Raw genomic sequence first — 21,158 nt, 5'->3', positions numbered from 1 at the left:
GCTACTGTCTGATCGGCTACGCGTCAGTACGCGGCCTTTCAAGACAACCGGGTTAGGGACTTTTTTCTTGCTTCGAGGAGGGAAAGACGTGACGCGCAATAAGGTAGAGATATGCGGGGTAGATACCTCCAAGCTTCCTGTGCTGACCAACAAAGAGATGAGAGAGCTGTTCGAGCGTCTACAGAGCGGCGAGTTGGCAGCCCGTGAAAAGCTGGTCAATGGCAATCTGCGGCTGGTACTAAGTGTCATCCAGCGCTTCAACAACCGCGGAGAGTATGTTGACGATCTGTTTCAGGTAGGCTGCATCGGATTGATGAAGGCCATTGACAACTTTGATCTTGGGCAAAACGTGAAGTTTTCTACGTACGCTGTGCCAATGATCATTGGGGAGATCCGACGCTATTTGCGGGACAACAATCCGATTCGCGTGTCCAGATCCTTGCGCGATATTGCTTACAAGGCACTGCAGGTACGCGACAATCTGACCAACAAACATTCGCGGGAGCCCACCATTACAGAAATCTCTCAGGAATTAAACGTAGCAAAGGAAGATGTCGTGTTCGCTCTCGATGCGATTCAGGATCCTGTTTCCTTGTTCGAACCGATTTATCAGGACGGTGGGGACCCGATCTACGTCATGGATCAAATCAGCGACGAAAAGAACAAGGACGTGACATGGGTAGAAGAGATTGCTTTGCGGGAAGGCATGCAGCGTTTAGGTGACAGGGAAAAGATGATTTTGTCGATGCGCTTCTACGAGGGAAAAACCCAGATGGAAGTGGCCGAGGAAATCGGGATCTCGCAAGCGCAGGTGTCTCGACTGGAAAAAGCAGCAATCGCCCATATGCAAAAACACGTGCAATCGTAATGCCAATCTTATATAGGAAACCCGGAGGCGCATCGTCGTCTGCTCGGGTTTTTTTTCATTTGGACACCGAATCGACAGGATTTCAGAAGAGAGAGGACATATTCCCATCTCCACTCATATACTACAAGTAACGGAATCAAAAGTGGGTGAGGGAGAATGGTAAAAATCTCTGACTTCCAGACCAAAGAAGTAGTCAATATTTTGGACGGGAAGCGGCTTGGGCAAATTTCCGATCTGGAAATTGACTTGCGCCATGGACGGGTAGAGGCCATTGTCGTACCGGGACCGGGTAAATTTCTAGGCTTTTTTTCATCGGGGAACGATTTCGTGATACCATGGCGAAATATTGTCAAAATCGGTAAAGATGTTGTACTCGTGCGGGTAGAAGAAACGCTCCGAGTAGATACGAGAACCTCAGGTGGAGAGGATTTCAGGGAATAAAGGGAAGCGTGTATAGGCATGACTTTGACTCCGCCAAGCCTTGGCGGAGTCAAGTTTTATGGTATGATAAGCCATATGAGGAAGGTGACAGCATGAGAGAACCGTTTGTCATGGCTGGAGAAAAGCCGTTGTTGCATCTACAGGAATGGGAAAAACGCTTTCCCGGTTTAGTGGCGGGGTTTACGATTCGCACGGGCGGGGTAAGTGAACAACCGTATGGATCTTTTAATATGGGTTTACATGTAGGAGATGAGCCTGCCCATGTGGTAGCAAACCGGCAGATGCTCGCAGAACAGCTTGAGCTTCCTTTCGAGACCTGGACCTGCGCGGATCAAGTACATGGCAATCTTGTTTGCCAAGTAACGGCCGCAGGAGCAGGCAGAGAGAGTCTCGACAATGTGATCCAGGCTACGGATGGGCTGTACACGGAAAAGACTGAGGTGCTGCTGGCTTCTTTCTACGCGGATTGCGTGCCGTTGTTTTTCCTTGACCCTGCATCTGGAGCGATTGGGCTGGCTCACGCAGGCTGGAAGGGAACAGTTGGACGTATTGCCGAGGAAATGGTGAAGGCGCTGGAGAAACAGTATCAGACCAAACGTGAGGATTTGCTGGTTGCGATCGGACCATCCATTGGCGGCTGCTGCTATGAGGTGGATGAAAGAATCATGGAGCGAGTCCGCGAAAGCACGTCGCGGTGGGAAGGATCGGTCACACCATCTGAAAACGGGCGCTTTATGCTTGATTTGCGCAAGCTGAATACGGAAATCCTGCTGGAGGCCGGCGTGTCCTCCACGAATATCGCAGCAACGGATTGGTGTACAAGCTGCCGTACCGATCTGTTTTTCTCACACCGCAAGGAAGCGCCAGTAGCGGGAACGACAGGGCGGATGGCCTCGTTTATCGGATGGAAAAGCATGAAGGGAGAAGGGAGTACGTCATGAGCATGGATATGGAATTGCTAAAACAACGCATGCAGACCATCGAAGAAAGAATTCAAGCTGCGTGCGACAGAGCGAACCGGAAGCGGGAAGAAGTGAAGATCATCGCGGTCACCAAATACGTCGATGCCGAAGCTATCCGCGATTTGCTTGATGCGGGAATCGAGCATATCGGGGAAAACCGCGTTCAGGATGGGGTACCGAAGTACGAGCAGTATGGGGATCGTGGCACCTGGCATTTCATCGGTCATTTGCAAACGAACAAAGCGAAAGAAGTCGTAGGACGTTTTCCGTATATCCACTCTTTGGATCGTCTATCCTTGGCAGAAGAGCTGAATAAACGCGGAGAAGCGTTGAATCAAGTCGTATTTTGTTTTTTACAGCTGAATATTTCGGGTGAAGAGACAAAATTTGGGCTTAGTCCCAATGATGTATTGGCTTTTTTACGCGAAACCAGTAATATGAGACATATAAAGATCATTGGATTAATGACCATGGCGCCTGTTGTCGAAAATACGGAAGACGCACGACCTGTTTTCCGAGGTCTCTATGAGTGGAAAGATCGCATCAATGAATGGGCATTCCCTCACGCACATGTGGAAGAGCTATCCATGGGCATGTCAAGTGATTTTGAAGTGGCAATTGAAGAAGGAGCTACATATATTCGACTGGGTTCCGTACTGGTCAAGCCATAAATCGGAAACCAGCCTTGCGATTTGGGTAACAGCGCAGAGAGGAGGAGTAAAGGGCATGGGTGTAATGAACAAGCTGATGGGGTTCCTGGGATTGGAAAACGAAGAGTACGTCGAAGAAACAATCGAAGAAGAGCAGGAGGAACACGATTCTTCCAATAAGCGGCAACTTGCCAGCAGAGCGAACAACGTGGTTCCTTTTCAAGCACGGGAAAAGGAGGGCATTCGTTTGATCCTCTGTGAGCCTCGTCACTACAGTGATGCACAAGACATCGCAGATAATCTTCGGCATCGCAGACCTGTCGTGGTGAATTTGCACCGCGTGGAAAAGGATCAAGCGAAACGAATTATTGACTTTTTAAGCGGAACGGTCTATGCGTTGAACGGCGATATTCAAAAAGTGGGAGACACCATTTTTGTTTGCACGCCTGACCACGTAGACATTCAAGGCACGATTTCCAGCGTAATGGAAGAATAAGGAACCAACGACGATAAAAAGGGTGAGGGAATGGGTTACCTTCTGACGATTTTGGATTTTGCTTTCACGGTTTATCAATACATGATTATTGCGTACATCCTGATGTCCTGGGTACCGCAAATGCGCGAGACAGGAATTGGACAGCTTCTGGAGCGATTGGTTGAACCCTATTTGGCTCCATTCCGTCGCTTTATTCCTTCACTGGGATTCATCGACATTTCGCCGATTGTGGCTTTGATCGCCTTGCGATTTGCTTCATACGGACTGTTCTCGATCCTGACAAAACTTGCATACTAACGAAAATAGCTTAGGCGTGTGAATGTATGAGCATATTTGATCACTTTGGAAAAGAAGAACGTCCCTTTGTAGAACGGGCGCTGGAAATGCTGACGCTGGTAGAGCGGAAGCAGGCCATGCGCCTTACTGATTTTCTGGATCCACGGCAAGTACAAATCTTTCAAAGTCTCTCCTCGCAGGTACAGGATGTCTCTGTAACACCTCATGGCGGCTATGAGGATGCAGAGCGGGTGCGGGTCATTATCCACCCGGATTACATGCCCGTGGAGATGGAAGACTATCGTCTGACTTTGCTGCGGATCGTTGCGGATCAGCGCTTTCACGTCTTTGAGCACCGCGATGTGATGGGCGCGCTGCTCAATGCGGGGATGAAGCGGGAAAAGTTCGGGGACATGCTGACAGATGCAGCAGGCAGCTACGCGATTGTCGCGGAAGAGGTAGCCGACTATGTTTGCACACAGGTGACACAGATTCACAGGACCTCTGTGCAGTTTGAACGAGTCTCCTGGGAAGACTTCACACCGCCAGCGCCGCGGTTTACGGAGAAAACAATCACGGTTCCATCCCCGCGACTGGATGCGATCATTGGGGAAGTACACCATTTGTCCCGAGCGAAAGCATTGGTTCCCATCCGGGGTGGGAAAGTAAAGGTGAATTGGAAAGTTCTCGAGGATCCTTCCCATGCGCTGAAGGCGGGCGATATGGTCTCTATGGCAGGGTTTGGACGATTTAAAGTACTGGAAGTAGCTGGCCCGACTCGCAGTGGCAGGATTCGCATGATTGTGGGACTGGTCACATAAGCTGTAGGAGACCACAAAAATTTGCAAAATACGGCAGGATATACAGCTGATCCTGTCGAAATAATTGGCTATGATTATCGGGAAAAGTGGGGGGTTCATGTGCCTTTAACGCCGTTGGATATACACAATAAAGAATTCAGTACTGGCTTTCGCGGATACAACATTGACGAAGTAAATGAATTTTTGGATCAGGTCATTAAGGATTTTGAACTCCTGATTAAAGAAAAGAAAGAAATGGAAGAACGCATCGCTATTCTTAACGAGCGTGTGGATCATTATAAGAGCTTGGAAGAAAACTTGAGCAAATCGATTCTGGTTGCCCAAGAAACAGCAGAAGACGTCAAGTCGAATGCTCGTAAGGAAGCACAGCTGATCCTGAAGGAAGCGGAGAAAAATGCGGACAGGATCGTAAATGAAGCCTTGGCTAAGTCTAGAAAAATCGCAATCGAAATCGAAGAATTGAAAAAACGTGCGTCTGTTTACCGCATGCGTTTTCGCACTTTGTTGGAAGCACAGCTGGAAATGCTGGAAAACGGAGCATGGGATGATATCGAGCATGCTGATTCAGCGGTTGCTGTTGAATAAAACATTGACGTTCTGTTGATGATGGTACTATAATGAAAAACAACTTTGTCATAGTGATAGCGACGATGATCGGGACGAGTATGTGAGCATTGCACTGCCTAGCGAGTCAGGGATAGGTGAGAGCCTGACGAGATGCACCCACAGAAAATCACCCGGGAGTTCAATAGCCGAAATCTTGCCAGGGAAATGACAGGCAGGGGAGTAAGTGCGCGCGTCATTCCCGTTACGAATGATACAAGTGGAACGATTTTTATTACGATCGTTCAATCTGGGTGGTACCACGGGAGCCTTCTCTCGTCCCTTTTTTGGGGATGAGTGAAGGCTTTTTATATTTTTAAGGAGTGAATGTAGCCATGGATTTCAGCAAAACCTTATCGCTGCCAAAAACGGACTTCCCGATGCGCGGCAACTTGCCAAACCGGGAGCCGCAAATGCAGTCTGCCTGGGAAGAGATGGATATTTACAAACTTGTACAGGAACGTACCGCTGGACGTCCTTCGTTTGTTTTGCATGATGGCCCTCCATATGCAAACGGGGATATCCATATTGGACATGCGCTCAATAAAATCCTCAAAGACTTTATCGTCCGTTACAAATCGATGGCGGGCTTTTATGCACCGTATATTCCAGGCTGGGATACACATGGACTCCCAATCGAGCAGGCTATTGTCAATGCACAGGGTCTGGATCGCCGCAGCATCGAAGTAAACGACTTCCGCAAACGCTGTGAAGAGTATGCTTGGTCCTACATCAACAAGCAGCGCGATCAGTTCAAACGTCTGGGAATTCGCGGCGATTGGGAAAACCCTTATGTAACGCTGCTTCCTGAATACGAAGCAAACCAAATCCGCGTGTTTGGGGAAATGGCGAAAAAAGGCTACATTTACAAAGGTCTGCGCTGTGTGTATTGGTCTCCTTCTTCCGAGACCGCTTTGGCAGATGCAGAGATTGAATACAAAGACAAACGCTCTCCTTCCATCTACGTCAGCTTCCAGGTAGTGGATGGCAAAGGTCATCTGGATACGGATACAGGCGTTGTCATCTGGACGACTACACCTTGGACCATTCCGGCAAACCTGGCGATCACGCTGCACCCTGAACTGGAGTACAGCGTAGTGAAAGCAGATGGCCGCAAATTCCTGGTGGCGAGCGGACTGATTGAAAACGCGAGCAAGGAAATCGGTTGGGAGAACGCGGAAGTGCTCTCCACCCACAAAGGCCAAGACCTCGAAGGTGTCGTGACGCAGCATCCGATCTATGACCGTACGTCTCCACTCATCTTGGGCGAGCATGTAACGCTCGATGCGGGTACCGGTTGCGTTCATACCGCTCCAGGACACGGGGAAGACGACTTTAACGTCGGACAAAAATACAACCTCGGCGTGCTTTGCCCAGTTGATCATGAAGGAAAAATGACCAGTGAAGCTCCGGGCTTTGAAGGTCTCTTCTACGAAGATGCAAACAAAGTGATCACCGAAAAGCTGAAAGAAAACAACGCTCTGCTCAAGCTCAGCTTCTTTACGCACTCCTATCCGCATGACTGGCGCACGAAAAAGCCGGTGATCTACCGTGCGACTGAGCAATGGTTCGCGTCCATCGACGGGTTCCGCGAGCAAATGCTGGAAGCCATCAAACAAGTGAAGTGGATTCCGCATTGGGGTGAAACCCGCCTGGCTAACATGATCGCTGATCGTGGAGACTGGTGCATCTCCCGTCAACGCGTATGGGGAGTTCCTATCCCGATCTTCTATTGCAAATCCTGCAACGAGCCGATCATCAACGATACGACGATCAATCATATTGCAGACCTGTTCCGCAAAGAAGGCTCTTCCGTTTGGTTTGCTCGTGAAGCCAATGAGCTCGTACCAGAAGGTCTGTCTTGCACAAAATGCGATTGCAAAGACTTCCGCAAAGAAACAGACATCATGGACGTGTGGTTCGATTCTGGTTCCAGCCACGTATCTGTCCTGAAAGAGCGCGGCATCAGCTGGCCTGCTGATCTGTACCTGGAAGGCTCCGACCAATACCGTGGATGGTTCAACTCTTCGCTTTCCACGAGTGTTGCGGTATTTGGCACTGCACCGTATAAAGGCGTGCTGAGCCACGGATTTACCCTGGATGGAGAAGGACGCAAAATGTCCAAGTCCCTGGGGAACACCATCGTTCCACAAGAAGTCATCAACAGTCTGGGTGCCGATATTTTGCGCCTGTGGGTCGCATCTGTCGACTATCAAGCGGACCAACGTATTTCCGATGCGATTTTGAGCCAGATCGCAGAGGTTTACCGCAAAATCCGCAACACCTTCCGCTTCCTGCTCGGAAACCTGGATGGATTTGATCCGGCAAAAGATCGCGTTGCTTATGAGCAGCTGGGTGAACTGGATCGCTATGTTCTGGCAAAAGCAGCGAAAATGGTCAAACGTGTACGCAAAGCCTATGACGAGTACCAGTTCCATACGGTATTCCATTCCGTTCGCAATTTCTGCGTAATCGATCTGTCCGCTTTCTATCTGGACATTTGTAAAGATCGTCTCTATGTAGAAGCGCCGGATAGCCTCAAACGCCGCGCTGCGCAAACAGTAATGTACGATTGCCTGCTGAATCTGGTGAAGCTGGTAGCACCATTGCTGCCGCATACAGCAGATGAAGTATGGGGCTTTGTTCCAGGCGTGGATGAGAAGAGTGTGCAGCTGACAGACATGCCAGAAGCGGATGAAAAGCATTTGAGCTTCTCTGCTGACGACGAAAGCAAGTGGGACGCTTTCCTCACCGTCCGCGATGAAGTGCTGAAAGCAATGGAAGAAGCGCGTCGCAACAAAGTGTTTGGTAACTCTGTCGATGCAAAGCTGGCCCTCTACCCACAAACAGAGGAAGTGGCGAAAACCTTGGCAGCGATGGACGATCTGGCAGATTTGTTCATCGTGGCAGATGTGGAACTGCATCCACAAGGTACTGCTGCACCAGCTGAAGCAGCACAGCTGGAAGGCATTGCCGCTGTGGTATCTGCAGCCAGTGGTGTCAAATGCGAGCGCTGCCGCGTCGTGAAGCTCGATGTGGGTGTAAACCCATCCCTGCCAACGATCTGCGGACGCTGCGCGGGCATTGTGGAGGAGCATTACGCACACGTTGGAGAATAAAGAATACCAAAAGATTCGACCTGTCATTCCTTGTAGGGAATGGCAGGTTTTTTTATTTCAGCAAGGTCTTCAGTCAACTTATGGGATGGGCTGAAATCGGTTAATTCCGTGCAAGCCAAGACATACTACCACGTGAGGAAACCAAACCAAAGGTGGTGTCTGGCGTGGACCAAGACAAGCTGACACTTTTTCGAGTTAAGCTGCTGGAGCAGAAAAAAGAGCTGGAAGATCGCGTGCAGGACCATTACGGCATGAGAGAACCGATGACGACTTCTTTGCAGGAGTTTGCCATGTACGATAACCATCCCGCTGATATTGGCAGTGAACTGTTCGAGCGGGAAAAAGATTTGGCGCTGGATAGCCTGGACAGGGAGACGCTGAAGGAAATTGATCAGGCGCTGACACGAATGGATGAGGGGACATACGGGACCTGTACCGTTTGTGGGGCGGCTATTTCTGAGGAGCGTCTCGAGGCACTCCCACAGGCACAGACCTGCAAGGAACACGCACCAGCGCCTACGATCAACGAATCTCGTCCCATAGAAGAGGAGTTTTTGATGCCTCCGTTCGGGCGTACCTCACTTGACGAAAAGGAAGGGCAGAACGGCTTTGACGGGGAAGATGCGTGGCAAATTGTAGAGGCGTGGGGCACCTCGAGCACTCCGTTTTCTTACGTGGATAACGACAAGACCGATTACAAGGAAATGTACATCGAAAGTGATGAGCCAGATGGCTTTGTGGAAGATGTAGAGGAAATCGGGTACACCGATATCGATGGCTATCACGGTCAGGACAGCGTTCACTTTATGCGGAGCGGTACCTACGAGGAGTATATGCGAAAGGGCGAGGGGAAAGGGAATTACCTGAACTACGACGATTACGAAGAAGAGCGGGCAGACAGGGAAGGCCGAAACGATTTGATGTAGCCAGGAGGACCGCAAATGCAAATCGAGCGTGTAGAGACGTACCCGCTGCTCTATAAGCTTCCACAAGCGTATGGCGATGCAAATGGTTACAAACGGTACCGAACATGCTTTTTGATTCGCGTCATTACCAAATCGGGAATGGACGGGTGGGGGGAGATTATCGATTGGCTCCCTACGCTTCAGTCGGGCTTCCGAGAGCGGATCATTCCCTATTTGCTCGGTAAGATGGCAACGGATCGACTCGCGCTGACAGATGTCATCAGCAAATGGCACCAGCGCTCGGCAGCGGGAGTGAGCATGGCTTTGACGGAAATCGTTGCGAAGCGCGCGGGGTTGTCTGTCTGTGATTTGTGGGGCGGCAAATTTCATCAGCAAATACCGGTTTACGCTTCATTTCAATCCTACTGGGAAGCCAGTGATTGGTGCGAGCGTTCGATTGAAAAGGTCACGCAGGAGGTTGCAGCTGGGCATAAACAGGTGAAAGTAAAAATCGGAGGACGCTCGTTGCAAGAGGATTTTGCCCATATCAAGCGTCTCATGCAAACACTGCCCGAGGATGTTCTTGTCGCTTTGGATGCTAACCAAAGCTACGATACGTCTCATGCACGTAAGTGGGAGAGAGTGTTCTCCCAGTTCCCCAATTGGCTGTGGCTAGAGGAGCCGATGCCGCTGGATCGTGCGCAGGAGTATGGAAAGCTGCGGGCAGCTATTCAGGTACCCATTGCGGGCGGAGAGAATCTGGTTCAGTGCGCTCAGTTTTTACCGCTGTACCAATCTGGTGCGTTGGATATTGCGCAGCCAGATTTGCTGCACACAGAGGGGATCGATGCCTACCGGACACACTTGCAGCTGGCTAGGCAGTATGGATATCGGGTATCCCCTCATTCTTTTGATGGCAGCCTGGCTCGGCTGTATACCTTATTTGCTCAGGCTTGTCTTCCGGCATGGTCGAAAATGGATGCCGATCCCATCGAGCCCGTGGAGTGGGATGCGATGGAGAATCCGTTCACACAGTTGTTTCCGTTAGCTCCGGTGCAAGGCAAGGTCACTATCCCGGAAGGAGCCGGAATTGGAGTTTTGCCGGACTGGGAGCTTATCAACGCAATGCGCTGGGATGGCAGCGTTTATGCGTAAAAGAAGGAGTTTCTTATGGCGCAAAATGCAAAAAACTTGATTGGCTTAACGGGTATCCCTCTGGTCATGGTGCTGGGTAATTCCATGCTCATCCCTGTATTGCCAACCATGAAAGCCAAAATGGATCTCACCTCTTTGCAGACGAGTTTGCTCATTACCGCCTTTTCCATAGCAGCTGGCATTGTCATCCCATTTGCCGGGTATCTTTCAGACCGATTTGGCAGGAAAATCGTGATCATCCTCTCCCTTGTCGTATATGGTGCGGGCGGGCTTTTGGCAGGACTTGCCGCATTATGGTGGGAGAATCCGTATTCGATCATGATGGTAGGACGAGTATTGCAGGGGATCGGTGCTGCGGGTACTGCACCCATCGCCATGGCGCTCGCAGGGGATTTGTTTAATGGTGCGTCGGAGAGCAGGGCTTTGGGGCTCATGGAAACGTCAAACGGCCTTGGCAAGGTACTAAGCCCGATTTTTGGCTCGCTGCTTGCCCTGATCTCCTGGTACATGGTGTTTCTGGCCTTTCCGATTATCTGCGGCGTCGTGCTGTTGTTGTTTTTATTCCTGACGAAAGAAAAGAAGCAAGAAAAACAGCCCATACCGGTGAAGCAATACCTGCACTCTATCGGGCAGGTTTTTAAACAGCATGGGAAATGGCTGATTCCCGCCTTCTTTATCGGGAGCATTTGCTTATTCACTCTGTTTGGTGTTCTGTTCTACTTGTCAGACCTGCTGGAGGAAAAATACAAGATCGATGGCGTGATCAAGGGTGGCTTTCTAGCCATCCCGCTGCTGGTCATGAGTATCGCTGCGTATGTGACGGGCCTGATCATTAAAAAGAAGCTAGGGCTCATGCGGTGGTTTGTGATCGTGGGGATGTTCCTGCTCTCCGCCTCTTACGTTCTTGCCAGCTTTGTAAAAGGGGCGTATCCGCTGATCGGTATCCTAGTAATTGGCAGCGCTGGTACGGGGCTCATTTTGCCTTGCTTAAACAGCATGATTGTCGGAGCGGTGCAAAAAGCGGAGCGGGGGATGATCACTTCTTTGTACAGCGGTGTCCGCTTCATCGGGGTCGCGATCGGACCTCCCATCTTCACATGGCTTTTGGACATTTCACGGACGGTCATGTTTTGGTCGATTGCGGGACTATCCCTCGTATTTGGTGTCCTGGCGATCTTCTTTCTAAAGCCCAAACAGGCGCAGCAGCAAACACAGGCTGGCGGTGAGCAGGATCAGAAGGCTGCCGAGACGAAAGGCTGGAGACAAGTATCTGAGCTGCTCGGGATCGAACCGGCTACACCCGATGAAAAGAAAAAGGAAGCGGCAGTGGAAAAGTACGGGTTTGACCCTGATGAGCTTCTTAAACGAATTTTGTCAGGGCAGAAAGAAAAAGAAAAAAATTAACAGGCATCTCCCAATCAGTCTCACCCCGTGAAAGGGAAGGGGGCCGATTCGGGCAGTGCCTGTTGTTTTTGCGTTTCGTCAGAATTGAGCAAATCGATGAGTCAATGCGCGAGCCAGAGCAAGCGGATAGACGTCATCGTAAAGCAGGCGGCTAAATTGCGGATCGCCTTTAACATCGGTAGGGATGTGTGAAAAAATTACGGTTTCGGCTACATCACTACCGGAGGGGAGGCTGGCGTATTCCAGCACACGGGCTATGTAAATATCTTTTCGCATCGAATGGTCGATCGTGTACTGTCCGATTCGTTCTATTCCATCCAAGACGGCTCCCGTTTCCTCGTACACTTCCCGTACAGCAGCTGCCAGACTGTTCTCCCCGGGTTCTACTTTACCGCCCGGCAATTCGATCCCGCGAGTTCGATGACGGGTGAACAGAAGCTTCCCTTGCCAAAACGGAAAAATAAGAACATGCCGTGCCTCGTGATTGCCGTATTCCTCGTGATCAAAAGTCAACTCGACTGGCAAGCCGAAGTCATCTAGAAAAGCGTACATGACGAGATCTCCTTTGCTAATCTGTGCTTCAAGGCTGCTGGATCTGCAGCGAAATGTGTTTGACGGCTTTCATCGCTTGACCGACCGCAAGAGAAAGACTTGCATAGGGGGCGCCATTGCTGACGTCACCTAGCGCGTATATCCACTCAGATGCAGAAGTACGTTGAAATTCGTCCGTTTTCAGGTAAGCATCTCCGAAGGTAGCCAGGGAAGAAAATACGCTGCTGTTTCCGTGCACGCCGATTCGCGGTAGAATCCAGTCCACGACAATTTCAGCAGGCTCGCTGTTGTTGGCAGATCGGAGCTTCAGTGCGATTCGCTCCTCTCTGGCCTCATAGGACTCTATTTCCGTTTCCCAGAAAACGCGAAGGTTCGGCAGCTTTTCCAGCCGTGCAATCCACTCGGAGCGGGCACGCAAATGATCACTCCGGACGAGAAGATCTACATGCCGGGCAAATCTGCTGATATTGGAGGCACTCTCGAGAGCGCGGTCTCCGCCGCCGATGACAGCAACATCCTGTGCCGATAGCATGTCTGCCTGAGCCGTTGTGGAGAAAGAAGTCGTCAGCACTTTCTTGCAACCTGAAAGCGCAGGGATCTCATTGGGACTTGCACCGGTTGCGGCAATGAAAAAGTCTACGCGATAGTCCGATTTCGTTGTTTTCACCATGCGAGTTGAAACATCAATGGAAATGATGGTTTCTTCCAGTCGCGGCTGCACGGCATCAATGGCGGGATGTCTCAATAGATCATCCAGCAGAGCTGAACCATTGGCGTAAACGCGGGGAGGAAGGTCCACGATTTCGTTGCGGATTTGCAGCAGTTGTCCGCCGAGATGATCTGCTTTTTCCACCAGAAGACAGGATAATCCTAATCGTTGGCACCAAATAGCCGCGGACAGTCCTCCGATGCCGCCGCCTGCGATCAGCACCTGTACGTGTTCCACTCTTTTGTCCCCCCGATTTTTTCTTGCGTACCAAATATACCTAGTTTTAGACTACCTGTTTCGTATCCAGAGTGCAAGAATGTTCCGAGCTGCAACGTGGGAGCAGGTTCCTTCGTCATACAAAATGCCGGGAGGATGTGGTAAAATGGGACAAGAATTGCCAAAATCTTGGGAAATTTATCTGCGATTGTGCAAAATTCGACGAAAAGGGAGTGACCAACGTGCCCGCAAAAATGGAAAAACCTCAGACTCCTTCCAACCAGGCAAGCAAGAAAAAAAGGCGTGGACGGCGAAGCAAAAAAATGTATGTGCTTCTGCTTTGCTGCCTGTTTTTTTGTCTGGTAGCTGCCGGAGCTGGCTATGCCCTCAGTCAGTGGAACAAGACGTTGGAGGTCGTCACGGAGGATCCGTATCAGCTCCCTGATCAGCCAAAAGTAGAGCAGCCCTACGAAGAAAAGGAATCGCTTTCCTTTGTGATCGTTGGCCTGGATACTCGGCAAAACATCGGGATGCTCAACACCGACGTACTGGTAGTGGCCGTCGCCAATCCCGTAACCAAAAAACTTACGATGGTTTCCCTGCCACGGGACACTCGTGTAGAAATCCCGGGCTATCCGGGGTATCACAAAATAAACGAAGTCTTTGCTTTGGGAGAAGAAATCAAAAAGCGCGCAGAAAGCAAAGGGCAGACAGTTACGGAAAATGGGATGACCTTGCTGAAGAAAACCTTGGAAAGCATGCTTGGCGTAAGCGTAGGCCACTATGTCCAGCTTGACTTTGAGGGCTTCACAGCTGTAATCGACAAGCTCGGCGGTGTAAAGGTCGATGTTGACAAAGATCTGGTTTATGAGCTTCCGCAAGAAGGCGTTTATCGGAGCCTGAAAAAAGGAACACAGGTATTGAATGGAGAGCAGGCGCTTGGTTTTGTACGTCATCGCTTGGATAAGCGGGGTTCTGCCTACAATTCCAGTGACTTTGACCGGAACAGACGACAACAGCAGGTGATCAAGGCCGTTGCAGACAAAGTGGCTTCCGTCGACGGTATTTCGAGCCTGACAGCTGTCCTGGAAACGGTAGGCAAGCATATTCGGACCGATTTGTCCAAGGATCAAATCAATGGATTGGCGATGGATTTTGGCACCATCTCCTCGGAAAGAATGACGTCACTGGATAATGGTGCGGTTTGGATTTCTCCGTACACCCTTTGGCCAAAGGAGAATATGGAGGCGATTCGCACAACCCTCCAGGCAGAGATGGGATCGGAGAAAAAGGGTGACTTGGTAAAATTAAGTGATGCGGCTGTCGTAGAGGTGGCACAGGCCGAAATCAAAAATCAGCCAAAACCGGCATCGAAGCCAGCAGCAACAGTACAGACTGCTTCTCCTGCGACCCCTGCTAAAGAGTCGGACAAAAAGTCAAATGCAACGAAGCCGACAACGCCTGCAAACAGCGATGTCGATCCGACGAATCCGGTTCCAGATGAAGCATCAGATGGATCAGGAAACGGCCAGGAAGGCACAGAAGAGCAGCCGTACTCCCCTGACATGCCACCGCCTGATATTTTAGCTCCGCCTGCCCCCGTTGAAAGCGGAGAAGGAGCGTCTCAAGGCGGGGTGTAGCACCTTCCTTAGGCAATCGTACATATACTGCAGGAGTGACTGATCGCTTCATTGGATTTCCTGACCTGCTGATGGGAAGGAGGGGGGGACGCGTCATGAAAAACCTGCAGGAGACCATGAAACAATTGCAACGAACATCTGAAAGTCTGTCCAAGCTAAGCATGAACCAGGAGAATCCTTGGCAGGCATTAAGCCAGATGAATCAGCTTTTGGACACGAACTTTTGGGAAAACCTCGTAAACCTGACGGGGCAGTCCACGGCTCAGGCGACTACGCAAGTGAGCGAGGCAGTACCCACCATTTCGAAAACGAGGAAAAAGCAAAAAGAGAAGCAGAGGGAAAAGGAACAGCCGCCTGTGATCATGTATCAAAGCGATCACGATGCTTTTCCGGTTACCGATATTTATCAAACGGATCAGCTCGTGATCGTCTGCTGCGAATTGCCCGGATTTGCCCGTGACAGCTTGGAGGTCACGCTCACGGAACAGCGGACATTGGAGATAAAAGGGACGATCAAGCGACATCCGCAAGCGCAGTTCTGCATTCAGCAGGAAAGGGTGCACGGCATCTTCAACCGTCAAATCGAGCTGCCTGTATCGGTCAGTGCAAAAGGGATGAAAGCTCACTATCAGGATGGCTTATTGGAGCTGTATTTGCCAAGGGATGGCTCACCCCATGACAGAAAAGCGACGTTTCGGGCGAATTTATAATCTGTACCAGGCTGCCAGTTTCCCTTGGCAGCCTTTTTTCTACTATCTGCAGCTATTGTAGGCTCGTACACAATCAGACAAAAACAGTGCTAATGCAAGCCATTAACACTGCTTTAAATATTCCCGACGAGAGGTTGGTCCACCACGCTGGGATCGAGCGTGTTCGTAGAGCTGGCCCCGTTTACAGTGTTGACGAGGTTGCCGGTATTGCCGCCGCCAGAACCGGAAAACGTCTTGGTCGCACTCTTAGGAGATATGTTGAGGGTGTCTCCAAAGTTGACGGTTCCCGAGTTACTGTTGATATTGACTGCACCGATGATGGAAGGCAACGATATCTCCTCCTTTCACGTTCGCCACCCTCTACCTAGCGCTTGTTCCGTACCAAATGCCGTATATTTTTTACGCGCGTTTCCATTTCTACACATTCACTCGAGCCGATGTGAATAACCGCGGATGCGGCGGCGAAGCTGACATTCACTTTATCTACCCGGATCGAAGGATTTTCATGAAAGGTCATAGTCGTAATGGGTTCGCAATCGCTGGGCAAAGGAAATGGCTCACAGAAAGCGACATAGTCCCGAAACAGAAACTCGTTTTCAAAAAAGATGACTTTATCCCGCTGTACGGCAAGGATGTACGATTGGGCATCCACCTTTTGGGAATCGCCGATCTGCAGGACGGAGGAGGAGTCGATGGAAATGTTGGTTAAGGAATGGACATGGCTCGTTCTGCTGTTCATGATCCACATTCTCCTTTTTCCTGAAGCCATAGGATAAGAGAGGAGGCGGGCTGACATCCCCATGCAGTCTTCGGATTTTCGCTTGGCTATTCCTATGGCGTCGGTTCTGGCGTCTCCTCTGGCTGTGTCACGCCTACAATGTAGCTCTCCGGCGGGGTCTCATTGATGGTTTTCAGGACAATAGACTTGCAGTCACCGATAAACAAAGAAGCTGCAGAGGCAAGGTTGACAATATTTACAGCTCCGACGCGGATTTCGCCATTGATCACTTTATAGATCATGACCGCCGTCAATCCCTCCACGAGGCAAATTTTTAATAAAGGACTCACAGGTACGTTCGATATCGCGCTTGACCTTTTGAATCGTTCGTTGGCAGACAGCGTCGATATGCTCGGGCTCCCAGCCTTCTGCTTCGGACTGCTTCAAATAGTAGCGAATGCGGGGATCGATTTGTTTTTTGATGTCATCCATGATAAAGGAGCGATACGTGTCATCGAGGGGATAACCGGCTTCTTCCTCGATACGTTCGAGTACCTGGTACGCGTCATGCCCCAGAAAATCGTATATTTCCTGCTGGACGCGACGAAAAGCGGGAGTGTCCGCTGTTCCGGTAGTGGGTCGTTCCTCTGGCGTTTGGCCAGGAATGGACAGCTCCCCCATGCCAGCATCGGCACCTTTTGGATTCAAACCGATATTTAAGGTGCCTTCCAGACGTTCGACCTTTAGCAGATCAAATTTGTATTCATTTCGTATGACGGGAGGTACCTGTTTTTCCTTCAGCTCGTCAATGTCCTGATTCAGTTTTTCAATCAGCTTTTTCATCGCTTCCATATGCTTGTTTTGTGCTTGCAAATATTCGTGAAGCTGCTGAAAGTACTGCATCATTTCTGGACCCATATACATACTGATCATCCTTACCTATCTTCTGACAAATGGATCGAAACTCATCTGGGCTCCACTAAGGGGATGAGCGGGACAAACATATCGGGACGTGGGCTTTCAGGTTCCATTTCTTCCCCCGGCTCCATGGTTGCTTCCGGTGCTCGCTCCGTAAAACCGCCTGAGTTGTATAGTTGTGATAAAGGTTTAATGACACCCGCACTCCCGATTTGAAAGACAGACGAGTTGGTAAGACCATCGATTTTCAGAGTGTGGATCGTAATGTTTTGATGGACAATAAAATTCATGGGCAATCCCGTCCCTTGGGCGCTGGCTCACGCAAATCTTGGACAAATGCAGGCCAATCATCGTTATTCGTATCATTCACATAAACGACACTGCGTGGAATTCTCACGTTCAATGTCGTTCCGGAATTAAAAGAACCTCCACCAGCAAAGGTTTTGGCATAGCTTACAGGAGAAATTTTGCGGACATCCCCGACGTTGAAGACACCACTGATACTGTTGACATTGATGACTCCCACGATTGCAGGCACAAGTACCTCACCCCTCTGGAGAAATCCTTTTTGTATTGTATGTGAATGTCTAGTGGGTGTTCATATCTGTTTTTGCCACCTCTTGATGGGCGTAGGCATAAGCTGAATGAGGCACACCGCTGCACGTGCTCATTCCCTAGGAAGAAGAGGAGACGAAGAGATGGAACTGAAAATGACCGTCCATAACAAAAAAATAGAGGTCGGGGAGTTTGACTGCGATGGCGTTTCCCAATCCTCCATCGTCCTGATTGGGGATACGGAGGAAATCATCAGCTCAACGGTATTTGATACACCTGCAGACTCTTTAATCATCAGCAAGCAGCTGCCCATTCGCAAACATTACGAATAAGGTTGATTTGTCCCGTATTTGTCCCGGTAATGACTGAGTGCCAACAGCGGCCAAATCCACCGGTAGCTGTGGTAAGCAAAATAAATGCCCCCAGGCCTTCCGCCGCCGGTCGGATAGGCAGTCGTCCAATCATGGCGATCCTTGAATTGAAGGAGATACTGAATGCCTCGCTCCACAGCAGGATGAGGCTTGGGAAAAACAGAGATGAGGGCATCTACGGCCCAGGCGGTTTGGGAGGGTGTGCTCGCACCTAGAGCCACATACGCTTGTTTTTCGTCACTCTTGCAAGACTCTCCCCATCCGCCATCTTCGTTTTGATTTCGAATCAGCCAGCTTACGGCTTTTTGCACGGCCTCGCTGTCCGCAGGCACACCTACTGCCATCATGCCGGTTAGTGCCGCCCACGTCCCGTACAGAAAAGCGATTCCCCATCTGCCGTACCAGGAGCCATCTGGTCGCTGCTCGCTCAGGAGCCAGCGGACAGCTTTTTGTACCTGCGGATGGTTCATGCGAATTCCCGCATAATTGCCGAGAAACTCCAGTGTACGGCCCGTCAGATCCGCAGAGGAGGGGTCGATGCTCACGGTATCCGAGCCCTCGATCGGCAACTGCCGAATGACAGCAGAGTTCGTATTCTTTTCAAATGCAGGCCATCCACCGTCGTCGTTTTGCATGGTCATGAGCCAATCCAGGCCTCGTTTCCAGGCAGCTGCTGTGGTTTGGTCTGCTTTTGCTTGCATGGAAATGGCGCGCAGGGCAGCTGTCGTGTCGTCGATATCGGGATTCATCGTATTCTGATCCGAAAAGCCCCAGCCCCCAGGAGCAGCGTGCGGGTTGCGAATTTTCCAGTCGCCATAGGTTGTCTGCTGCTTGCCCAGCAGGTACTTTAGGGAGCGTTGAAGGGAGGGGTGGGAGGACTCGATGCCGGAATGCTGCAAGGCGTAAGTGAGCAATGCCGTATCCCAGACTGCGGAGGTAGCGAGCTGGAGATGAGCGTCTTCGCTCGTGCGGTAAACGGCAGCCTGCAAGCCCTGCATGGCGTGCCGGATCTTGGGATGCTGCAAGGGGTAGCCCTGTGCCAGCAAGGCGAAAATCATAAAAAAAGTAGAAGTCGAATACGTGTACAAAGTTCCGTCCGGTTCGATCCTCTCCAGGATGTACGTTTCCAGACGGCGCAAAGAGACCTCGCGCAGCACACTCGGTAGAAATGGCAGCGTACGTACAAAGCTGTGGATCGAAGCGAGGAAGCCTTGCGCATCCTGGGCGAACTGCTCCATGCGGCGATGAGGATAAATACCTGGCGAGATGGCAGGTCCGACGTACAGGTCGGATAAATCCGGAGTAGCTGGATTGTGGAAGACGTATTTCCGATCGGCAAAGATCATCATCGGGGCCAGATGGACGCGGGCGTAGCCTACAAAATCGTAGAAGCTCAGGGGAGAGGTGGGCGGGAGCAAGGTCAGTTCGACGGGCACCATAAAATGCTGTGGCCACTGATATTGACCCGTCAAGGCTGTCGATATTTTCGTCAGCATGTTGGCTCCGTTCAGCCCTCCGTTGGCGCGGATGAAGGACTTGGCCATTTCCATGCGGGGATCTGTTTTTTTCAAATAGCCGGAAAACAGCAGGGCGAAGTACGAGTCGATCGTGGCAGAGAGATTTCCATCGGCTTCATCCGTGTACAGCTTCCACGCCCCGTTCGGCTGTTGTTTGCCTGCGATCCGGTTGGCCAGTCCCAGCATCAACTCTTCATCATGAATCCCTAAAGTGCGCAATAGGATGATCATGTGAGTGTCCGTCAGTGTACCGCTTTCCAGACAAAATCGCCAAGAACCGTCTTGTGCTTGCTTTTGAAGCAAGACCGTTTGCATGCGCTGAATTTCTGCAGATACTTCACGCAACCGTTTCACCTCCAGATGCTTGGGGACATGAGGAGAGAGGAGGGACTGCTTTGAACTGGTCTTGGATGGTCGATCCACCTCTTTTGTCCCTTGCCAAAGAAATCAAACAGGTCATCGCCAGAAAAAAGGACATGTCAAAAGCCGCTGACCTGTCCGCCCGTGAAAAACAGCTAGTGAGGGACATAAGGGAGCAGACAAACGTGCGAAACGTGGACAATGTCGAAAGAACCCGCGCGTACCTGGACTATTACCAGAAGCATTCCGAGATTCACTGGGCGCTGTTGGCTCATCTGGTTTCCAGAAACGCAGGCTGGAGCATGACGGATTTAAGCGGGGAGTTGCTCCCGCGTTTGCTTTCGGTCAGAGAACAGAGGAACTATTTTTTCTTTCTCGAGCGAGGAAACTGGCTGATTTTTCGAGACGTTTACCCTCAGTTGTTACTGTATGAAGAAAGTGTGCGCAGACAGACCAACCTTTTTCACCTCTTGCCGCAATTTCAGGTCTCTGTGTTTACCCAAGCTCTCTGGAATCACTTCTGGAAAGCAGGAGACCGTGAGCTTCTGGCAGCTGGTCTGATCGTAAACGAGCAGCAGCATTTAGAGGTGCAGGTCATGCAGAACGAGTCTTACAAAAAAACGGTTCTCGACACGCTGCCCTTTACCTTGCAGGAGCTGCTTTCTCTCAACCAAATACTGTTTCCGTGCCAAGGAGACAAAAGGCCGCTGCGGTTGATTGGAGAGGCCGTGTCGCATTTCGCGTCATTGCTAGAACGCATATCGCTGGGCAAGCGATTGTATGTCCTTTTGTTTCGTGAAGAGAAGAATCTCGCGTCTGTTCTTGCTTGGGCGTCCCGACAGCCTCACACGGGCTCGAGAAAAGACTACTGGCCGCATCTGTTTCACGACATAAAGGAGGGACTTCCAGGCAAGCCGCATCAGAGGAGGGTGGAAAACTGCCAGCTGAGGAGCAAAATGAGCCCGCTCTATTCTCCTCAGCTACAGCAGGCATGGAAGCAGGTTGAACACACTGATCCAAAGGAGAAGGACTGGTACCGGAGCCGTGACGTCCTCTCATTGCTGCGATTGCCGTCTCTGCCCGAAGAAGAGCAGGTATCCATGGGCGAGGTCTACTGCCGCACGCTGGAAAAAATAGAGCTTGCAGTCATCGCACGGGGAAAAATCTTTGGCACATAAGCAAGGATAAGGAA

25 protein-coding genes and 1 other annotated feature are annotated in these 21,158 nt (G+C 50.7%); of the genes, 16 read left to right on the top strand and 9 right to left on the bottom strand.

The features are described 5' to 3' along the window. Positions 1 to 88 precede the first annotated feature (88 nt). From sigG to EDM59_RS00235, 12 genes are all read left to right on the top strand, one after another. Positions 89 to 868: an RNA polymerase sporulation sigma factor SigG gene (gene sigG, locus EDM59_RS00290; RefSeq protein ID WP_092267774.1), complete on the top strand. Its 780-nt coding sequence runs from the start codon at positions 89 to 91 to the stop codon at positions 866 to 868. A gap of 156 nt (positions 869 to 1,024) precedes the next feature. Further along, complete coding sequence (locus tag EDM59_RS00285; protein ID WP_092267775.1) at positions 1,025 to 1,309, top strand: YlmC/YmxH family sporulation protein; 285 nt, start codon at positions 1,025 to 1,027, stop codon at positions 1,307 to 1,309. A gap of 92 nt (positions 1,310 to 1,401) precedes the next feature. After that, positions 1,402 to 2,250, top strand: coding sequence for a peptidoglycan editing factor PgeF (gene pgeF, locus EDM59_RS00280; protein ID WP_122921808.1), 849 nt, complete (start codon positions 1,402 to 1,404; stop codon positions 2,248 to 2,250). Continuing rightward, on the top strand, positions 2,247 to 2,942 hold the full coding sequence (locus EDM59_RS00275) for a YggS family pyridoxal phosphate-dependent enzyme (RefSeq protein ID WP_122921807.1): 696 nt from the start codon (positions 2,247 to 2,249) through the stop codon (positions 2,940 to 2,942). Before pgeF ends, EDM59_RS00275 begins: the two co-directional genes overlap by 4 nt. Positions 2,943 to 2,997: 55 nt before the next feature. Beyond that, positions 2,998 to 3,417, top strand: coding sequence for a cell division protein SepF (locus EDM59_RS00270; RefSeq protein WP_092267778.1), 420 nt, complete (start codon positions 2,998 to 3,000; stop codon positions 3,415 to 3,417). 30 nt (positions 3,418 to 3,447) lie between these two features. Continuing rightward, positions 3,448 to 3,714 (top strand): YggT family protein, encoded by a 267-nt coding sequence (locus tag EDM59_RS00265; RefSeq protein ID WP_092267779.1) that lies wholly within the window; start codon positions 3,448 to 3,450, stop codon positions 3,712 to 3,714. A gap of 26 nt (positions 3,715 to 3,740) precedes the next feature. Then, complete coding sequence (locus EDM59_RS00260) at positions 3,741 to 4,514, top strand: YlmH family RNA-binding protein (RefSeq protein ID WP_122921806.1); 774 nt, start codon at positions 3,741 to 3,743, stop codon at positions 4,512 to 4,514. A 99-nt stretch (positions 4,515 to 4,613) separates the two neighbouring features. After that, the gene (locus EDM59_RS00255; RefSeq protein ID WP_122921918.1) at positions 4,614 to 5,099 is read left to right on the top strand and encodes a DivIVA domain-containing protein; all 486 of its coding nucleotides are present in this window, start codon (positions 4,614 to 4,616) and stop codon (positions 5,097 to 5,099) included. A gap of 56 nt (positions 5,100 to 5,155) precedes the next feature. Continuing rightward, positions 5,156 to 5,404, top strand: a binding site (T-box leader). A gap of 48 nt (positions 5,405 to 5,452) precedes the next feature. Next, positions 5,453 to 8,236, top strand: a complete 2,784-nt coding sequence (ileS, locus tag EDM59_RS00250) for an isoleucine--tRNA ligase (protein ID WP_122921805.1) — start codon at positions 5,453 to 5,455, stop codon at positions 8,234 to 8,236. A gap of 152 nt (positions 8,237 to 8,388) precedes the next feature. Beyond that, positions 8,389 to 9,162 carry a TraR/DksA C4-type zinc finger protein gene (locus tag EDM59_RS00245; RefSeq protein ID WP_122921804.1) on the top strand — a complete coding sequence of 258 codons (774 nt, stop codon included), beginning with the start codon at positions 8,389 to 8,391 and terminating at the stop codon, positions 9,160 to 9,162. Between the two features lie 15 nt (positions 9,163 to 9,177). Beyond that, positions 9,178 to 10,296 carry a mandelate racemase/muconate lactonizing enzyme family protein gene (locus EDM59_RS00240; RefSeq protein WP_122921803.1) on the top strand — a complete coding sequence of 373 codons (1,119 nt, stop codon included), beginning with the start codon at positions 9,178 to 9,180 and terminating at the stop codon, positions 10,294 to 10,296. Between the two features lie 15 nt (positions 10,297 to 10,311). Further along, the gene (locus tag EDM59_RS00235; protein WP_122921802.1) at positions 10,312 to 11,700 is read left to right on the top strand and encodes an MFS transporter; all 1,389 of its coding nucleotides are present in this window, start codon (positions 10,312 to 10,314) and stop codon (positions 11,698 to 11,700) included. A 78-nt stretch (positions 11,701 to 11,778) separates the two neighbouring features. Here the strand turns inward: EDM59_RS00235 and EDM59_RS00230 are convergent, their stop codons facing one another. Together EDM59_RS00230 and EDM59_RS00225 are read right to left on the bottom strand one after the other, a co-directional pair. Next, a complete protein-coding gene (locus EDM59_RS00230) occupies positions 11,779 to 12,252 on the bottom strand; it encodes an NUDIX domain-containing protein (protein ID WP_122921801.1) in 474 nt (157 codons plus the stop codon). Between the two features lie 28 nt (positions 12,253 to 12,280). Next, entirely contained in the window at positions 12,281 to 13,198 is a 918-nt protein-coding gene (locus EDM59_RS00225) for an NAD(P)/FAD-dependent oxidoreductase (RefSeq protein ID WP_122921800.1), read from the bottom strand. Between the two features lie 221 nt (positions 13,199 to 13,419). Here EDM59_RS00225 and EDM59_RS00220 point away from each other — a divergent pair, with 221 nt between their 5' ends. Then, positions 13,420 to 14,817: an LCP family protein gene (locus tag EDM59_RS00220; protein WP_183192757.1), complete on the top strand. Its 1,398-nt coding sequence runs from the start codon at positions 13,420 to 13,422 to the stop codon at positions 14,815 to 14,817. A gap of 95 nt (positions 14,818 to 14,912) precedes the next feature. Beyond that, positions 14,913 to 15,527 (top strand): Hsp20/alpha crystallin family protein, encoded by a 615-nt coding sequence (locus EDM59_RS00215; RefSeq protein ID WP_122921799.1) that lies wholly within the window; start codon positions 14,913 to 14,915, stop codon positions 15,525 to 15,527. Positions 15,528 to 15,640: 113 nt separating this feature from the next. Here EDM59_RS00215 and EDM59_RS00210 read toward each other — a convergent pair whose 3' ends face one another. From EDM59_RS00210 to EDM59_RS00185, 6 genes are all read right to left on the bottom strand, one after another. Then, positions 15,641 to 15,856: a spore germination protein gene (locus EDM59_RS00210; protein WP_092267788.1), complete on the bottom strand. Its 216-nt coding sequence runs from the start codon at positions 15,854 to 15,856 to the stop codon at positions 15,641 to 15,643. 35 nt (positions 15,857 to 15,891) lie between these two features. After that, positions 15,892 to 16,266, bottom strand: a complete 375-nt coding sequence (locus tag EDM59_RS00205; protein ID WP_122921798.1) for a spore germination protein GerPE — start codon at positions 16,264 to 16,266, stop codon at positions 15,892 to 15,894. A 92-nt stretch (positions 16,267 to 16,358) separates the two neighbouring features. After that, positions 16,359 to 16,547 (bottom strand): spore gernimation protein, encoded by a 189-nt coding sequence (locus EDM59_RS00200; RefSeq protein ID WP_122921797.1) that lies wholly within the window; start codon positions 16,545 to 16,547, stop codon positions 16,359 to 16,361. After that, complete coding sequence (gene gerPC, locus EDM59_RS00195) at positions 16,537 to 17,178, bottom strand: spore germination protein GerPC (RefSeq protein WP_246010842.1); 642 nt, start codon at positions 17,176 to 17,178, stop codon at positions 16,537 to 16,539. Before gerPC ends, EDM59_RS00200 begins: the two co-directional genes overlap by 11 nt. A gap of 32 nt (positions 17,179 to 17,210) precedes the next feature. Beyond that, positions 17,211 to 17,453 carry a spore germination protein GerPB gene (locus EDM59_RS00190; protein WP_122921796.1) on the bottom strand — a complete coding sequence of 81 codons (243 nt, stop codon included), beginning with the start codon at positions 17,451 to 17,453 and terminating at the stop codon, positions 17,211 to 17,213. Continuing rightward, positions 17,450 to 17,701 carry a spore germination protein gene (locus EDM59_RS00185; RefSeq protein ID WP_092267792.1) on the bottom strand — a complete coding sequence of 84 codons (252 nt, stop codon included), beginning with the start codon at positions 17,699 to 17,701 and terminating at the stop codon, positions 17,450 to 17,452. Before EDM59_RS00185 ends, EDM59_RS00190 begins: the two co-directional genes overlap by 4 nt. A 160-nt stretch (positions 17,702 to 17,861) precedes the next feature. On the opposite strand from EDM59_RS00185, the gene EDM59_RS00180 reads away from it, so the two are divergent. After that, entirely contained in the window at positions 17,862 to 18,050 is a 189-nt protein-coding gene (locus tag EDM59_RS00180) for a hypothetical protein (RefSeq protein ID WP_373863281.1), read from the top strand. Here the strand turns inward: EDM59_RS00180 and shc are convergent. Then, positions 18,041 to 19,951 carry a squalene--hopene cyclase gene (shc, locus tag EDM59_RS00175; RefSeq protein ID WP_183192756.1) on the bottom strand — a complete coding sequence of 637 codons (1,911 nt, stop codon included), beginning with the start codon at positions 19,949 to 19,951 and terminating at the stop codon, positions 18,041 to 18,043. The two genes, EDM59_RS00180 and shc, sit on opposite strands and share 10 nt — an antisense overlap. A 65-nt stretch (positions 19,952 to 20,016) precedes the next feature. On the opposite strand from shc, the gene EDM59_RS00170 reads away from it, so the two are divergent. Continuing rightward, positions 20,017 to 21,144, top strand: coding sequence for a DUF2515 family protein (locus EDM59_RS00170; protein WP_122921914.1), 1,128 nt, complete (start codon positions 20,017 to 20,019; stop codon positions 21,142 to 21,144). Positions 21,145 to 21,158 lie beyond the last annotated feature (14 nt).

The sequence above is a fragment of the Brevibacillus nitrificans genome (assembly GCF_003710965.1).
Taxonomy (GTDB): domain Bacteria; phylum Bacillota; class Bacilli; order Brevibacillales; family Brevibacillaceae; genus Brevibacillus; species Brevibacillus centrosporus.
This window is presented reverse-complemented; position numbering and strand designations above follow the sequence as displayed.

Coding starts and splice junctions, on each gene's coding strand:
- EDM59_RS00170 (WP_122921914.1), top strand. CDS start 20,017: ATGGTCGATCCACCTCTTTTGTCCCTTGCCAAAGAAATCAAACAGGTC.
- gerPC (WP_246010842.1), bottom strand. CDS start 17,178: ATGATCAGTATGTATATGGGTCCAGAAATGATGCAGTACTTTCAGCAG.
- EDM59_RS00285 (WP_092267775.1), top strand. CDS start 1,025: ATGGTAAAAATCTCTGACTTCCAGACCAAAGAAGTAGTCAATATTTTG.
- EDM59_RS00200 (WP_122921797.1), bottom strand. CDS start 16,547: ATGATCTATAAAGTGATCAATGGCGAAATCCGCGTCGGAGCTGTAAAT.
- ileS (WP_122921805.1), top strand. CDS start 5,453: ATGGATTTCAGCAAAACCTTATCGCTGCCAAAAACGGACTTCCCGATG.
- EDM59_RS00205 (WP_122921798.1), bottom strand. CDS start 16,266: ATGAACAGCAGAACGAGCCATGTCCATTCCTTAACCAACATTTCCATC.
- EDM59_RS00260 (WP_122921806.1), top strand. CDS start 3,741: ATGAGCATATTTGATCACTTTGGAAAAGAAGAACGTCCCTTTGTAGAA.
- EDM59_RS00230 (WP_122921801.1), bottom strand. CDS start 12,252: ATGTACGCTTTTCTAGATGACTTCGGCTTGCCAGTCGAGTTGACTTTT.
- EDM59_RS00270 (WP_092267778.1), top strand. CDS start 2,998: ATGGGTGTAATGAACAAGCTGATGGGGTTCCTGGGATTGGAAAACGAA.
- EDM59_RS00190 (WP_122921796.1), bottom strand. CDS start 17,453: ATGAATTTTATTGTCCATCAAAACATTACGATCCACACTCTGAAAATC.
- EDM59_RS00235 (WP_122921802.1), top strand. CDS start 10,312: ATGGCGCAAAATGCAAAAAACTTGATTGGCTTAACGGGTATCCCTCTG.
- EDM59_RS00215 (WP_122921799.1), top strand. CDS start 14,913: ATGAAAAACCTGCAGGAGACCATGAAACAATTGCAACGAACATCTGAA.
- EDM59_RS00265 (WP_092267779.1), top strand. CDS start 3,448: ATGGGTTACCTTCTGACGATTTTGGATTTTGCTTTCACGGTTTATCAA.
- pgeF (WP_122921808.1), top strand. CDS start 1,402: ATGAGAGAACCGTTTGTCATGGCTGGAGAAAAGCCGTTGTTGCATCTA.
- EDM59_RS00240 (WP_122921803.1), top strand. CDS start 9,178: ATGCAAATCGAGCGTGTAGAGACGTACCCGCTGCTCTATAAGCTTCCA.
- EDM59_RS00275 (WP_122921807.1), top strand. CDS start 2,247: ATGAGCATGGATATGGAATTGCTAAAACAACGCATGCAGACCATCGAA.
- EDM59_RS00180 (WP_373863281.1), top strand. CDS start 17,862: ATGGAACTGAAAATGACCGTCCATAACAAAAAAATAGAGGTCGGGGAG.